Below are 14,492 nucleotides of genomic sequence, written 5' to 3'. Positions count from 1 at the left end.
GCGGGCCCCCGCCCGGCGCGGGCGGGTCAGTCGGCGACCGCCTCCGGATCGCGGTCGGAGGACGGCCAGACGTACGGCAGGTCGTCCGGTTCCCCGGGGAAGAGGTCCGCGTAGACGGCAGGGTCCTTGCGGACCAGCGCCGAGCGATGGCTGCGGTGCACGGCGTCGTCCCCCAGCCAGGGCGGCAGCTCACCGGCCTCGGCCAGCTCCCGCTGACCGCGCACCGGGGCTCCGGGCCGCACGCCGGCGAGGTCGGAGACGAGGGTGGCGGCGCAGCTGTCCTGGTGGCCCCGGTCCCGCCAGACCCGGCAGATCTCCAGGCCGTACCGCACCAGCGCCTCCTCGTAGCCGGTCCACATGCGGACTGCGGGATGGCGGCGCCACCCGTAGCCGGGAACGATCAGGCCGCGCAGCACCTGGAGCGCTTCGACCCGCTGTTTGCCGAGCCGGCGCCGGTCGAGCACCAGCGCCGACTCGCAGAAGCCGGGGTACGGCAGGAAGGTCTGCATGGGGCCGTCCGAACGGTGGGGGTCACGCGGCTCACCGCACCGCAGTTCCCCTCCGGCGGCGGCGCACACCTCACGGCGGCCCCGAAGGCTCAGCCCAGCGTGCCGAGCCGGGCCTCGCGCCACAGGTCGACGCCGCCGTCGGTGGCGTACCCGTCGATCTCGGCCAGCTCCTCGCCGCTGAAGTCGAGGTTCTCCAGCGCGGCGACGTTCTGCTCCAGCTGCTCGGTGCGGGACGCGCCGATGACCAGCGAGGTGACCCGCGGGTCCCGCAGGGCCCAGGCGAGCGCCATCTGGGCGAGGGTCTGCCCGCGCCGGGCCGCGATGTCGTTCAGGGCGCGCAGCCGGTGCAGCATGTCGTCGGTCAGCCACGCCGTGTCGAACGACTTGCCGGCCGCCGCCCGCGAGTCCTGCGGCACGCCGTCGAGATAGCGCCCGGTCAGCAGCCCCTGGGCGAGCGCGGTGAAGCCGATGATCCCGAAGCCCTCCTCCTGGGCCACGTCCAGCAGGCCGTCCGTCTCGATCCAGCGGTTCAGCATGCTGTACGACGGCTGGTGGATCAGCAGCGGAGTCCCGAGGTCCCGGAGGACGGCCACGGCCTCGCGGGTGCGCTCGGCGTCGTACGAGGAGATGCCGACGTAGAGCGCCTTGCCCTGGCGGACCGCCGTGTCGAGGGCGCCCATCGTCTCCTCGATCGGGGTGGTGGCGTCCAGCCGGTGCGAGTAGAAGATGTCCACGTACTCCAGGCCCGTCCGCCGCAGCGACTGGTCCAGCGAGGCCAGCAGGTACTTGCGGGAGCCGCCGCCCTGGCCGTACGGGCCGGGCCACATGTCCCAGCCGGCCTTGGTGGAGACCACCAGCTCGTCCCGGTACGGCGCGAGGTCCCGCTTCATCAGCCGACCGAAGTTGATCTCGGCGGAGCCGTAGGGCGGGCCGTAGTTGTTCGCCAGGTCGTGATGGGTGATGCCCAGGTCGAAGGCGCGCAGGGCGATCTCGCGCTGCGTCTCGAAGGGCTTGTCGTCGCCGAAGTTGTGCCAGTAGCCCAGGGACAGCAGGGGGAGGTCGAGTCCCGAGCGGCCGGTGCGCCGGTAGCGCATGGGGCCGTCGTAACGCTCGGGGCGGGCGAGGTGGTTCATCGGCTGTTCTCCGGTGGTGCGAGTGGGGTGTCCCGTGGGGCGGCGCCGGTCCCTGCCACAGTGCCCCCGGCGGATCCGGAAGTCCAACCGATCCCTTCCATGGGATTCAGCAGTACGGCTTCTGAATCGGCGGGCGGCCGGGACGACGGATTGGAGTCCGCGCCGGGGGGCAGGCGAAGCGGAAGCAGCGCGAGCACGCCCCCCGCAAGGAGATCGACCATGCGCGTCCGTACGCTGACCGGCGGCCTGGCCGCGGTCCTCGTGTTGTCCGGCCCCCTGCTGAACGGTCCCGCCGAGGCCGTCCCGTCCGCCGACGCGGCCCAGCGCCGGGCGGCCGACGACGTGGTCACCTACGACGCGAGCGGCGCCGCGGAGTTCAGGGCCGCGGTCGACCGGGGAGCGGCGATCTGGAACGAGAGCGTGGAGGCCGTCGAGCTGCGTCCGGCCGCGTCCGGGCAGCGCGCCGACGTCCGGATCGTGGCGGACGACGGCTGGCCCCGCTCCGTCCCCGCCTCGGTGGGCGACGGCACCGTCTACTTCGGGCGCCAGGCCGTGGACCAGGGCCACTCCACGGTCCGCATCGCGGCCCACGAACTCGGCCACATGCTGGGCCTGCCGGACCGCAAGCCCGGCCCCTGCTCCAGCCTGATGTCGGGCGCCAGCGCCGGGACCTCGTGCACCAACCCCTACCCGAGCGCGGCGGAGAAGGCGCAGGTCGAGCGGAACTTCGAGGGGGCTCCCGCCGGGGCGCTCCTGTGACGGATGTGAACCGATGTGACTCCTGGGGCGATCACCGCTATGGTTGTCCCAGGTCGAGGCGACGGAAACCTCCGGAGCTCGCCCGTGCGTTGGTGGTCCAAGGAAAGACGCCCCGCTTCCTGCGGGGAGATGCAGGTGCAAGGCCTGCCCGGCGCTCCAGTACGAGCCCCGCACCGGAATTCCGGTGCGGGGCTCGTCATGTTGCCGGCGGTTCAGGGCTGGAGCGGCACGCTCCGGCAGTTGGAGCGAGCCGCCTCGCCCTCGAGCCGGTCGGTCAGCCACCGCACGGCGTCACCCTGGTCGGTGAGGAGCGGTGCGAGGTGGTTGGTGAGGAGCTTGTCGCCGAGGTCGGGCAGCACGACCGGCTTGTAGGTGACGTCGGCTCCCTTGCCGCACCAGTCCAGGGCCAGTTGCCGGGACTGCGCGTGCGGCACGATGTCGTCCTGGACGCCGCTGGTCAGGCGGACCGGACCGGTGGGCTCGAGCCTGCCGATGCGCTGCTCGTCGAGGACGGCCCGGGCGTCCGGCTCGTCGGCGATGACGTCGGCGAGCGAGCTGCCGTCCTTCGTCCACCCGGTGCTCCTGGTGAAGCCGTGGCTGAGGATCGCGTCCCCCACGCAGCTAGTGCCGATGTCGTCGAGGGCGGCCCGGCCGGTGGCGTTGATGTGCTGGTCGACGACCTCCTTCAGCGCGGGCTCCGCCTGGGCGAAACCGTTGATCGACCAGCCCAGGGCGGCCGCCAGGGCGCTGCCGTCGATTCCCTTCATGACCGCCGTCAGGTCGGCGGGCGGCGCTCCGGCGTAGGTGCCGACGAGCTTCACCTCGGGCGCGTAGGTGGAGTGCAGTTCGGCGGCGGACGCGCTGGCCCCGCCCCCCTGGCTGTAGCCGTACATGCCCACGCGCGAGTCGGCGGTGACCGACGCGCCCGGCACGGAGCGGGCCGCGCGGGCCGCGTCCAGCATGGCGTGCCCCTGGTCGAGCCGGTTGACGTAGGTGTGCAGACGGTCGGTCGTCCCGAGCCCGACGTAGTCGGTCACCACGACGGCGGCGCCGGTGGCGAGGAGCCGGTAGACGGCCAGGTTGTCGTATCCGACGGACAGCGTCCCCCCGGTCAGGGTCAGCGGGTTCTGCAGGGCGAGCGAGGGCGCGCACCGGTCGCCCTGCCCCATGGTTCCCGAGCCGACGACCACCAGGGGGCGGGGCCCGTCGCCCTTCCAGCCGGCGGACGGCTCGATGTAGGCGCCGGTGACGGCGACCCGTTGCCCGCCCGAGTCGGTGGAGGTGTACATCAGCCGGGTCGCCGTGCCGGGCAGGGGGCGGCCGTCCAGACCGGGCAGGCTCAGCCCGAGGCGCAGCGGCTCGTGGCGGACCAGCACGCCGTCGCCCGCGGGCAGTTCGGCGGGCGGGGTGTAGAAGGCGGGGACGGTGACGCCCCGCGACACCACGGGACCGCTCGCGGCGGCGGGCGGCGCGGACACGCAGACACAGGCGGTCGTGGCGACCACGGTGGTCAGCACGCTGCTGATACGGCTCACGGCTCACTCCTCGCTCTGCTCCGGGAAGGTGAACCGGAAACTAGCAGCGCTCACTTACCGTCGGTAACCCGTGAGTAAGTTACGGCGCGGTAACTCTTGCGCGGGATGCGGTCCGCCGGAGCGCGCGGCAGCGGGCCCCGCCGGGCGACCGGCGGGGCCCGCTGCCGCGCGTGGCCGGTCAGGCCGTGTGCAGGGTCAGCCCGTAGCGGCTGAGGATCTCGTTGACCGGCTGGAACCAGGTCTCGCCCCCGCCGGAGCAGTTGCCCCAGCCGCCGGAGGTGACGCCCTGCGCCTGGTCGCCGCTGATGAAGGAGCCGCCCGAGTCGCCCGGTTCGGCGCAGACGCTCGTCTTCGTCATCTGGTACACCGCGCCCTGGCTGTAGTTGACCGTCTCGTTCTTGGCCAGCACGCTGCCGCAGTGCCAGTGGGTCGTGGAGCCCGAGCGGCAGATCGAGGCGCCGACCGACGCCTCCGCCGAGCCGCGCACCAGCCGGTCCGGCACCGTGCCCCAGCCGAGCACCACCGGCACCGTCCACCAGCCGCTGCCCACGTTCACCCAGGCGTAGTCGTTGCCCGGGAACGAGGAGCCCTGGAAGGTGCCGATGTACGAGCCGTCCCAGCCCCTGACCTGGCCGCCGACGCCGCCGCAGTGCCCGGCGGTGACGAAGCCGCCGTGCACCGAGAAGCCTATGGAACAGCGGACGTTGCCGGTGTAGTACGGATCGCCGCCCACCGTCCCGGCGGCGAAGGTCTCCGCCGGGGCCGCCACGGTCCGCACGGTGACCGGGCCGGTCTCGCGGGCCTCGTCCACGAAGGAGCGGACATCGTTGTCAGCACGCTTGCCGGCGACCACGTTCACGACGACCGTGTTGGCCGCCGGGTCGACGGCCCAGCTGCTGACGCCCGGGGGCGCGTCGAGGCGGTCGATGCGCGACTTGGCCGCGTCGAGCTGCCGTGCGCTGTGCTCGACGGTGCGGACGGCCGCGCCGGACGCGCGCAGGGACCGTACGGTCGAGGCGTCGGCGTCCGGGGTGACGGCCACGGTCAGCTTCTCGCTCTTCGCGTCGAACCAGGCGCCGCCGTAGGCGGATCCGGCGGCCTTGCGGGCCTTGGGCGCGAGGTCGGCGGCCTCGCGTTCGGCGGTCAGCCGGTCCTCCGCCCCGGCACGGGTCAGTCCGAAGTCCCGCTGCATCGCCTCCAGCAGACCGGCGGAGGCGGGGGCGGAGTCGGCGGCGCGGGCGGCGGGGGAGTCGGGGGCGTCCTGCGCCGAGGCCGGCAGGGTGCCGGCCGCGGTCCAGCTCCCGATCATGAGCAGGGCGGCCACGCCGGCGTGCGTGAGTCTGGTGCGTCTCATGGAAGGCGTCCTTCGTCGTTCCAGCAAGGTGGGGATGGAACAACCGCAGTGTGAGAGCGCTCTCAGCCTGAGTCGAGCAGAGCTTAGCGAGCCGACTGGTGTCAGGTCTATGCCAATGCGGGGCCCAATTCCCGTGCGCCGTGGGCGTCACGTCCGGATCCGGGGTCGCACGGCCTCCCGGAGCGCCGCTCCGGGAGGCCGCCCGAGCCGGGAAACCCTCCTGGAAGGAAAGGAGGGGAGCGGTCAGAGCCGTTCGCCCGCCACCCGGTCCTCGTCCGGCTCCGGTCCCGCCCCGCCCGCCCGGGCCCGGTGGAGCCGCAGCCGGTCGAGGCGCGAGATGACGGGGGTGGCGCTCACCCCGTGCAGTACGACGGACGCCAGCACGGTGAAGGTCACCACCGCCCACAGCCGCTCGGCCGGGACGCCGAAACCGCCGGAGCCGAGCGCGTGGGCCAGGTAGAACAGCGAACCGATGCCGCGGATCCCGAAGAGGGCGATCACCGCACGCTCCCGGGGGCCGGCGGACGTACCGAACTGGGCGGCCCACCCGGTCAGCGGCCGGACCGCCAACAGCAGCAGCAGACCCACGAGCGCCCCCTGCCAGGTCAGCGACGCCAGCCCGCCCTGCGCGACGAACACACCGAGCAGGAACAGCAGCGCGGCGGTCAGCAGCCGTTCCACCTGCTCCACGAAATCGTGCAGCACCATGTGGTAGCCGTGGGCGCGCTCCGCCCCGCGGATCCGGCAGGCGGTGACGAACACGGCCAGGAAGCCGTAGCCGTGCAGCAGCTCCGTCACCCCGTAGGCGAGGAACGTGGCGCCGACGGCGACGAACCCCTCCCGGTGCTCGGACAGCCGCATCGCCTGCCGGCCCGCCCGGAAGAACAGCCACCCGAGCAGCGCGCCGACGGCGAGTCCCGCGGCCACGCCCACCACGCACTTGTACAGCACGTCGACCAGCGCCCAGCGGGCGATCCCGTCGCCGGTGGGGTGTCCGCCCGCGGCGGCGAGCGCGACGGCCGCCAGGACGAAGGGGAAGGCGAGACCGTCGTTCAGCCCGGCCTCGCTGGTCAGGGTGAAACGCACCTCGTCCTCGTCGTGCTCGGAGTCGGTGGGCGCGCCCACCCGCACCTCCGAGGCGAGCACCGGATCGGTCGGCGCCAGCACGGCCGCCAGCAGCAGCGCGGCGACCGGCGGCCAGTCGAGCAGGCCCCACGCCAGGAGGCCCACGGCCGCGATGGTCAACGGCATGGTGACGCCCAGCTGCCGCCAGGTGCCCTGCCAGAGCCGGCGGCCGAACGGCCGGTTCAGGGCGAGACCGGCGCCCATGAGGGAGATGATCACGCAGATCTCGGTGATGTGCTCCACCCACGTCCGGCCCGCCACCGGGTCGATGTCGGGCATGGGCAGGGGCAGCGCCTGGAGGGCGACACCGCAGAGCAGGAACACCAGCGGCAACGACAGCGGTCTGCCGGCCACCAGCCGGGGCAGCACGGCCGCGCCGAGGGCGCCGGCCCCGAGCAGGGTGAAGAGGTAGTCAGGGGAGGTCACCGGTCACAGGTGCCCGGAGCGGCCGGGGGCACGCCGCTGCTCCGGCCGAAAAATCGCCCCGGCGGCGGGAGGCCGTCCGCAAGGGCGGACGGGCGCGGCCCGCCGCCCCGTGCGCGGCCGCCCGGCCGGCCGGCGCGGCCCGGCGCACTCGGCCGCGGAGGGGCCGGCCGTCTCCCCGACCGCCCGCGTCCTCATGGCGGTGATCCCGGTCCTCGGACCGTGGGGGCCGACCCGCCGCGGCCGGCGCCTCCGGGCGGCCGCCCGGAGGCCGGGGACGGCCGAACCGGCACGCCTGTGATCACGTGCGCGTCACAGGGTGCGCTCCAGCCGGTCCGCCATCAGCCGCACGAAGCGCGCCGGGTCCTTCGGCCGGCCGCCCTCCGCCAGCACGGCCAGCGCATACAGGAGTTCGGCCGTGTCGGTGAGGTCCGAACGGTCCTCGCGCTCCCCGTACGCCTCGTTCAGGCCCTTCACCAGCGCGTGGTCCGGGTTGAGTTCCAGGATGCGCTTCGTGCGCGGCACCTCCTGGCCCATCGCCCGGTACATGTTCTCCAGCGCCGGCGTGAGATCGCTCGCGTCGGCGACGAGACAGGCCGGGGACACCGTCAGCCGCGTGGACAGCCGCACTTCCTTGACGTCCTCGTCCAGCCGTTCCCGCATCCAGCCGAGCAGACCCGCGTACTGCTCGGCCTGCTGCTCCCGATCGCCCTCGCTCCCGTCGTCCTCCCGCGCGCCGAGGTCGACCTCGCCCTTGGCGATCGACCGCAGCCGCTTGCCCTCGTACTCGCCCACGGCGTCGACCCACATCTCGTCGACCGGGTCGGTGAGCAGCAGCACCTCGATGCCGCGCTCCCGGAACGCCTCCATGTGCGGGGAGCCGTCGATGTTCTCCCGGGACTCGCCGGTGACGAACCAGATGGTGTCCTGCCCGTCCGGCATCCGCTCCACGTACTGCTTCAGCGTGGTCGTGCCGCCGTCCCCGTGCGTGGTCGCGAACGAGGTCACCGCGAGGAGGGCGTCGCGGTTGTCGGGGTCGGTGACCAGCCCCTCCTTCAGCACGGCGCCGAACTCCCGCCAGAACGTGGCGTACCGCTCGGCGTCGTCGGTCATCATGCTCCTGACCGACGCCAGCACCTTCTTGGTGAGGCGACGCTGCATCATCCGGATGTGCCGGTCCTGCTGGAGGATCTCGCGGGACACGTTCAGCGAGAGGTCCTGCGCGTCGACCACACCCTTGACGAAGCGCAGGTACGGCGGCAGCAGCGCCTCGCAGTCGTCCATGATGAAGACGCGCTTGACGTACAGCTGCAGCCCGTGCCTGAAGTTCTGGGTGAACAGGTCGTGCGGGGCGTGCGACGGCACGAACAGCAGGGCCTGGTACTCGAAGGTGCCCTCGGCCCGCAGCTGGATGGTCTCCAGCGGCTCGCGCCAGTCGTGGCCGATGTGCTTGTACAGCTCGTGGTACTCCTCCTCGGACACCTCCTCGCGCGAGCGCGCCCACAGCGCCTTCATCGAGTTCAGCGTCTCCGGACCGGCCGCCCCGCCGTCCCCGCCCGTCTCCCCGACGAGCCTGACCGGCCAGGTGATGAAGTCCGAGTAGCGCTTGACGATCTCCTTGATCTTCCACACCGAGGTGTAGTCGTGCAGCTGGTTATCGGGGTCGGCCGGCTTGAGGTGCAGCGTGACCGAGGTGCCCTGCGGCGCGTCGTCGACCCGCTCCAGGGTGTACGTGCCCTCGCCGCGCGACGTCCACCGGGTGCCCTGCCCCTCGCCCGCGCGCCGGGTGAGCAGGGTGACCTCGTCCGCGACCATGAACCCCGAGTAGAAGCCGACGCCGAACTGGCCGATCAGTCCCTCCGCCCCGGCCCCGTCCTGCGCCTCCCGCAGCTCGCGCAGGAACTGGGCGGTGCCCGAGTTGGCGATCGTGCCGATGAGCTGCCCGACCTCGTCGTACGACATGCCGACGCCGTTGTCCCGCACGGTGAGGGTGCGGGCGTCCTTGTCGATCTCGAGCTCGATGTGCAGGTCGGAGACGTCGGCGTCGAGCGAGTCGTCCCGCAGCTTGGCCAGACGCAGCTTGTCGAGCGCGTCGGAGGCGTTGGAGACGAGTTCCCGGAGGAAGACGTCCTTGTTCGAGTAGACCGAGTGGATCATCAGCTGGAGCAGCTGACGGGCCTCTACCTGGAACTCAAACGTTTCGGTCGACATGATGCGCGATTACCTCACTGATCCACGGATCACCGGATACTGGCGTGATCACTGTAGTAAATGACGGCGTCAGCCGGTCGTGTTCGCCGCCGAGTCCAGGAGGGGCCCGAGTTCGCGGGCCACCGTCGTCAGGGGGCGGACGTCCTGCTCGGCGCGGGCCATGAGGATCGCCCCCTCCAGGGAGCTGATCATCAGGGTGGCGAGGGGACGGGCGCGTTCGGCGGGGACGCCCATGTCCGACAGGGCCAGGGCCAGGGCACCGGCCCACTCGGCGAAGGCGGCCGACACGGCCTCGCGGGTCGACGCGGTGGACCCGGCGCGGTCCACCGTGGCGGCGGCGACCGGACAGCCGCCCCCGAAGCCGGTGTCCGCGTACTCGTCGGTCCACTGGCGGACCATCTGCGCGAACAGCCCGCCGGGCGTCGGCTCGGGCAGCGCGGCGAGGAACCGGGCGACGCGCCCGGCCGCGTACCGGCCCGCCCACCCCACCGCCTCGTTGACGAGCTGCTCCTTGCCGCCCGGGAAGTAGTGCTGGAGCGATCCGCGCGGCGCCCGCGCGTGGGCGGCCACCTCGCGCATCCCCGTCGAGGCGACCCCGTCGCGCCGGATGAGCTGGGCCGCGCTGAAGACCATCCGCTCCCGCGGTCCCCGTCCGGACACCGTCATCGCGACCTCCCGCCACGTCGCGGTTCTCCCGCGCCCACCCCATGACCGCCGTCATGGCGACGGATATTATGACAGCCGTCATGGACAGCGGCGCCGCCCCGGCGCGGCCCGGGAACGGCGGTGCGTCGTGCGCGTGGGTTTCATCGGACTCGGAGTCATGGGCCGGCCCATGGCCCTCAACCTCGCCCGCGCCGAAACGCCCCTCGTCGTCTGGAACCGCACCCCCGGCCGGTGCGCCCCCCTGCGCGAGGCCGGTGCCGAGGTGGCCGGGAGCGCCGGCGAGGTGTTCGAGCGGGCCGGCACCGTGTTCCTCATGCTGGCCGACGGGACGGCCGTCGACACGGTGCTGGGACGCGGCACCCCGGACTTCGCCGCCCGCGTCGCCGGGCACACCGTCGTCCACATGGGCACGACCTCGCCGGAGTACTCGGCCGCCCTGGAGGAGGACGTCCGTGCGGCGGGCGGTGCCTACGTCGAGGCCCCGGTCTCCGGCTCCCGGGTCCCGGCGGAACAGGGGCGGCTGGTCGCGATGCTGGCGGGCGACGCCCCCGCCGCGGCGGCCGTACGGCCCCTGCTCGCCCCGATGTGCCACGAGACGTTCGACTGCGGTGCGGTGCCGGCCGCGCTGCTGATGAAGCTCTCGGTGAACCTGTTCCTGATCACCCAGGTCACCGGGCTGGCCGAGGCGTTCCACTTCGCCGACCGGCACGGGCTCGACCGCCGCCGTTTCCTCGACGTCCTGGACGCGGGCCCGATGGCCAGCGCCATCTCCCGCATGAAGGCGCCCAAGCTGCTCGCCCGTGACTTCGCGGTCCAGGCGGCCGCCGCGGACGTACTGAAGAACAACCGCCTGATCGCACAGGCCGCCCGCAGGGCGGGTCTGGCCTCCCCGCTCCTCGACGTCTGCCACGCCCTCTTCGACGAGACAGTGGCCGGCGGCCACGGGGGTGAGGACATGGTGGCCGTACTGCGCGCCCTGGAGGCGAGGACCGGCGCCGCGCCCCCGGACGCTCCTGCGGACGACCGCCCCTGAGGCTCGCCCGTGGCTTTTCCGCCCGGCGTGCGAGCATGGGCGGATGGGCATCCAGCGCAGGAACAACATCCGGGTGACCGGGCGCACCTCCGGTCGCACGGTGGTCCTGGCGCACGGGTTCGGCTGCGACCAGAACATGTGGCGGCTGGCCTGGCCCGCACTGGCCCGGGACTTCCGCGTGGTGCTCTTCGACTACGTGGGCGCGGGCCGCTCCGACCTGTCGGCCTGGCGGGAGGAGCGCTACTCCTCCCTCGACGGTTACGCCCGTGACGTGGTGGAGGTCTGCGAGGAACTCGGTCTCCGGGACGCGGTCGTGGTCGGCCACTCCGTGAGCGCGATGGCCGGCGTGCTGGCCCGGGCCGCGGCCCCGGACCGGATCGGCTCCCTGGTCATGGTGTGTCCGTCGCCGCGCTACATCGACGAGGACGGCTACCGCGGCGGCTTCGGCGCGGAGGACATCGACGAGCTCCTGGAGTCGCTGGAGTCCAACTACCTGGGCTGGTCGGCGGCCATGGCTCCCGTGATCATGGGCAACCCGGACCGGCCCGAGCTGGGCGAGGAGCTCACCAACAGCTTCTGCGCCACCGACCCGGACATCGCCCGGGCCTTCGCGCGCACGACGTTCCTGTCCGACAGCCGCAAGGACCTCGCGGGCGTGACCGTGCCCACGCTGATCCTGCAGTGCGAGCAGGACGTCATCGCGCCTCCGGAGGTCGGCGCGTACGTCCACGCCGCGATACCCGGCAGCGAGCTGGTCACTCTGGACGCCACCGGCCACTGCCCCCAGCTGAGCGCCCCGGAGGCCACCACCGCGGCGATCCGTGCGTTCGTGTCGGCCCTCGGCCGATGAGCCCGGGGGCGGACGGTCCGGAGGAACCGGGCGCGGACGTGCCCGGCACCCGCGCGGCGTTCAGCGCGCTGCTGGAGGACTCCGCCGAGGAGCTGTACGAGTCGGCGCCGTGCGGCTACCTGTCCACCCTGATGGACGGCACCATCGCCAAGATCAACGCGACCCTGCTGGGCTGGCTCGGTCTGTCCCGCGAAGAGGTGGTGGGCCGGATGCGCTTCAGCGACCTGCTCACCGTCGGCGGCAGGCTCTATCACGAGACGCACTTCGCCCCCCTGCTGCGCATGCAGGGACACCTCGGCGGCATCGCCCTGGAGATGAGGACCACCACCGGCCCCCGGCTGCCGGTGCTGATCACCTCGACCGTCAAGAAGAGCGACGACGGCGAGCCGCTGCTGATCCGGACCACCGTCTTCGACGCCGCGGACCGGCGCGCCTACGAGAAGGAACTGCTGCGCGCCCGCCGCGCGGCCGACGAGGCCCGCCGGCAGGCCGAGGCCGGCCGCGAGGCGCTGCGCGAGACGCTGGCCGTGCTCCAGCGGAGCCTGCTGCCCGCGGCCCTGCCCGACATCCCCGGCGTGGAGGCCGCCTGCCACTACCACACGGCCTCCCCGATGGAGCTGGGCGGCGACTTCTACGACCTGTTCGCACTCGACGGCACCCGGTCGGCGTTCTTCCTCGGCGACGTGTGCGGCAAGGGGCCGCAGGCCGCCGCGCTGACCTCGCTGATCCGCTACACCCTGCGCGCCACCGCGCTCCACGACGCCGACCCCGTCGCCAACCTGCGGGTGCTCGACACGGTCCTGCGGGAGCGGTACACCGGTGACGATCCGCGGTACTGCACCGCCGTATTCGGCGTCCTGGAACGTGTGGGGGACACGATGGAGGTCCGCCTCGCCTCCGGCGGCCATCCTCCCGCGCTGGTCCTGCGCGCGGACGGCCGGGTGGAATGCCTGCACACCCGGGGCGGCATGCTCGTCGGAGCCCTTCCCGGGGCACGGTTCGTCCCGGTCGCCACCACCCTGCACCCGGGCGACACGCTGCTGCTGTACACCGACGGCCTCACCGAGGCCCGCACCGGCCCCGGCCGGGAGCTGTACGGTCACGAGGCCCTGGAGTCCTTCGCGGCCGGACTCGCCCCCTCGGGCCCCCGCCGCGTGGTCGACGCCCTGACGGACCTGCTGAAGGGTTTCGGCGAAGGAGTGGACGACGACACCGCCCTGCTCGCCCTCGGCCTCCCCGCCCGTACCGGCAGCGGACACGGAACCCCGGGGTGAAGCATCCGGCGACCACCGGGTCGCCCGCCCCCGCCGGCCCTCTCCTCGAAGCCACCGGCGGCCCCGGCCGTACCGGCGCGCGGCGACCGCGTCACGCCGCGCGGGAAGCGGCTCTGCCGGCCGGCTCCCGGCGGCGGACCCGGGCGGGCCGGCGTTTCGCGACCCGAGCGGCGGCACCGCGCCGACCGCCGTCCGCAGCCGTGCCGTCCCGGTGCCGGAACGTGATCCGATTGCGCCCGCCGCATCCGGGGCACCCGGAACGCGCCGAATTCACCGCCGGTGACCTCAGGGGCCGAGCGGTGACGGCACGGAACCAGAGCAAGGGGATCAGCGGTGACGGTACGCATCGGAGCAGAGGAAGAGTTCCACGTCCTGGACGTGGAGAGCGGCCGGCTCGCGCCACGTGCCGACGCACTGCTCGGCCGGCTCGGCAGATCCGGGTTCGGCAGTGAGCTGCAGCGGTCGGCCGTGGAGAGCAACAGCCGGGTCCACGACACGCTGGACGGTCTCTTCGCGGACCTGTCCGACAGCCGGCGCCGGCTGGACGCGGCGGCCTCCTCCCTGGGGCTGGCCGCCGTGGCCGCGGGCACCGTTCCGCTGGCCCGCGTCACCCCCCACGACGTCACCGCGGACCCCCGGTACCGGCGCATGGCCGACGACTACCGCCGGGTCGCCGACGAACAGCTCATCTGCAGCGCCCAGGTGCACGTCGACGTACCGGACCGGGACACCGCGGTACGCGCCATGTGCCTGGTCTCGCCCTGGCTGCCGCCCCTGCTGGCCCTGTCGGCCAGTTCACCGTTCTGGCTCGGCTCCGACACCGGATACGCCAGCTGGCGCACCATGGTGTGGCAGCGGTGGCCGACCGCGGGCCCGGTGGGGTGCTACGAGAGCGCCGCCGACTACGACGCCGCCATGGCGGAGCTGATCGGTTCGGGCGTCATCAGCGACACCGGGATGCTCTACCACGACGTACGGCCGTCGGCGCACCAGCGCACGCTGGAACTGCGCGTCTGCGACGCCTGCCCGCGTGCCGAGACCGTGGTGCTGGTCGCCGGGCTGTTCCGCGCGCTGGTGCGCGACGCCTGCGACCGTCTGGAGCGCGAGCCGGACCGCGGGTGCGACGGGCACCACGAGTGGCTGCGCGCCGCCACCTGGCGCGCCGCGCGCTCGGGACTGGAGGGCCCGCTCGTCCATCCGGAGACCCGCCGCGGAACCCCGGCCCCCATGGTGCTGCGCGGGATGCTGCACCGGCTGCGCCCGGCACTGGAGGCCTCCGGCGACTTCGCCACCGTGCGCACCCTGCTCGAAGAGGCCCTCGCGACGGGCAGCGCGGCACACCGGATGCGGCGGGCGGCCCAGGACGAGGACCTGCTCGCCGGCATCGACATGCTGGTCGCCGAGACCCGCGGCGACCGTCTCGCGCCCAGCGCCTCCGGCCGCCGCCACCGGCGTCCGGACACCCCGCGCGGCGCCGGCCGGACCCCGGCCCGCGTCCGCTCGGCGACGACACCGGGCACGCCCGGCTGACCCGGACGGACCGCCGGCCCCCGGCCGCCCCGTGCACATCCGTACCCCCTGACCGAGGAGAGTGTCACACCGCCATGCCCAGCAGCACGC

At 73.4% G+C, this 14,492-nt stretch carries 12 protein-coding genes; 5 read left to right on the top strand and 7 right to left on the bottom strand.

Going from position 1 to position 14,492, the window contains the following annotated elements:
• Positions 1-26: 26 nt before the first annotated feature.
• Together ACFY3N_RS24530 and mgrA are read right to left on the bottom strand one after the other, a co-directional pair.
• A complete protein-coding gene (locus tag ACFY3N_RS24530; protein ID WP_390818861.1) occupies positions 27-509 on the bottom strand; it encodes an MSMEG_6728 family protein in 483 nt (160 codons plus the stop codon).
• Between the two features lie 89 nt (positions 510-598).
• Positions 599-1,642 (bottom strand): L-glyceraldehyde 3-phosphate reductase, encoded by a 1,044-nt coding sequence (gene mgrA, locus ACFY3N_RS24525; protein ID WP_390818860.1) that lies wholly within the window; start codon positions 1,640-1,642, stop codon positions 599-601.
• A gap of 219 nt (positions 1,643-1,861) precedes the next feature.
• On the opposite strand from mgrA, the gene ACFY3N_RS24520 reads away from it, so the two are divergent.
• The gene (locus ACFY3N_RS24520) at positions 1,862-2,401 is read left to right on the top strand and encodes a snapalysin family zinc-dependent metalloprotease (protein ID WP_390818859.1); all 540 of its coding nucleotides are present in this window, start codon (positions 1,862-1,864) and stop codon (positions 2,399-2,401) included.
• Positions 2,402-2,613: 212 nt separating this feature from the next.
• Here the strand turns inward: ACFY3N_RS24520 and ACFY3N_RS24515 are convergent, their stop codons facing one another.
• The 5 genes from ACFY3N_RS24515 to ACFY3N_RS24495 all read right to left on the bottom strand — a co-directional run bounded on the left by ACFY3N_RS24515 (position 2,614) and on the right by ACFY3N_RS24495 (position 9,715).
• The gene (locus tag ACFY3N_RS24515) at positions 2,614-3,936 is read right to left on the bottom strand and encodes a lipase family protein (protein WP_390818858.1); all 1,323 of its coding nucleotides are present in this window, start codon (positions 3,934-3,936) and stop codon (positions 2,614-2,616) included.
• A 178-nt stretch (positions 3,937-4,114) separates the two neighbouring features.
• Positions 4,115-5,290 (bottom strand): S1 family peptidase, encoded by a 1,176-nt coding sequence (locus ACFY3N_RS24510; protein ID WP_390818857.1) that lies wholly within the window; start codon positions 5,288-5,290, stop codon positions 4,115-4,117.
• A gap of 243 nt (positions 5,291-5,533) precedes the next feature.
• The gene (locus ACFY3N_RS24505) at positions 5,534-6,841 is read right to left on the bottom strand and encodes a cation:proton antiporter (RefSeq protein ID WP_390818856.1); all 1,308 of its coding nucleotides are present in this window, start codon (positions 6,839-6,841) and stop codon (positions 5,534-5,536) included.
• A 309-nt stretch (positions 6,842-7,150) separates the two neighbouring features.
• Entirely contained in the window at positions 7,151-9,049 is a 1,899-nt protein-coding gene (gene htpG, locus ACFY3N_RS24500) for a molecular chaperone HtpG (RefSeq protein ID WP_390818855.1), read from the bottom strand.
• Positions 9,050-9,118: 69 nt separating this feature from the next.
• On the bottom strand, positions 9,119-9,715 hold the full coding sequence (locus tag ACFY3N_RS24495) for a TetR/AcrR family transcriptional regulator (RefSeq protein WP_390818854.1): 597 nt from the start codon (positions 9,713-9,715) through the stop codon (positions 9,119-9,121).
• Between the two features lie 127 nt (positions 9,716-9,842).
• On the opposite strand from ACFY3N_RS24495, the gene ACFY3N_RS24490 reads away from it, so the two are divergent.
• The 4 genes from ACFY3N_RS24490 to ACFY3N_RS24475 all read left to right on the top strand — a co-directional run bounded on the left by ACFY3N_RS24490 (position 9,843) and on the right by ACFY3N_RS24475 (position 14,402).
• Positions 9,843-10,748: an NAD(P)-dependent oxidoreductase gene (locus tag ACFY3N_RS24490; RefSeq protein ID WP_390818853.1), complete on the top strand. Its 906-nt coding sequence runs from the start codon at positions 9,843-9,845 to the stop codon at positions 10,746-10,748.
• 43 nt (positions 10,749-10,791) lie between these two features.
• Positions 10,792-11,598, top strand: a complete 807-nt coding sequence (locus tag ACFY3N_RS24485; protein ID WP_390818852.1) for an alpha/beta fold hydrolase — start codon at positions 10,792-10,794, stop codon at positions 11,596-11,598.
• A complete protein-coding gene (locus tag ACFY3N_RS24480; protein ID WP_390818851.1) occupies positions 11,595-12,872 on the top strand; it encodes a PP2C family protein-serine/threonine phosphatase in 1,278 nt (425 codons plus the stop codon). The genes ACFY3N_RS24485 and ACFY3N_RS24480 overlap by 4 nt, the downstream gene beginning before the upstream one ends.
• A gap of 333 nt (positions 12,873-13,205) precedes the next feature.
• Positions 13,206-14,402: a glutamate--cysteine ligase gene (locus ACFY3N_RS24475; protein WP_390818850.1), complete on the top strand. Its 1,197-nt coding sequence runs from the start codon at positions 13,206-13,208 to the stop codon at positions 14,400-14,402.
• Positions 14,403-14,492: the final 90 nt, after the last annotated feature.

It is taken from the genome of Streptomyces sp. NPDC000348 (genome assembly GCF_042898795.1).
In the GTDB taxonomy this organism is placed as follows: domain Bacteria; phylum Actinomycetota; class Actinomycetes; order Streptomycetales; family Streptomycetaceae; genus Streptomyces.
Note: the sequence above shows the minus strand (reverse complement) of the source record. Positions and strands in the feature narration are given on the sequence as shown.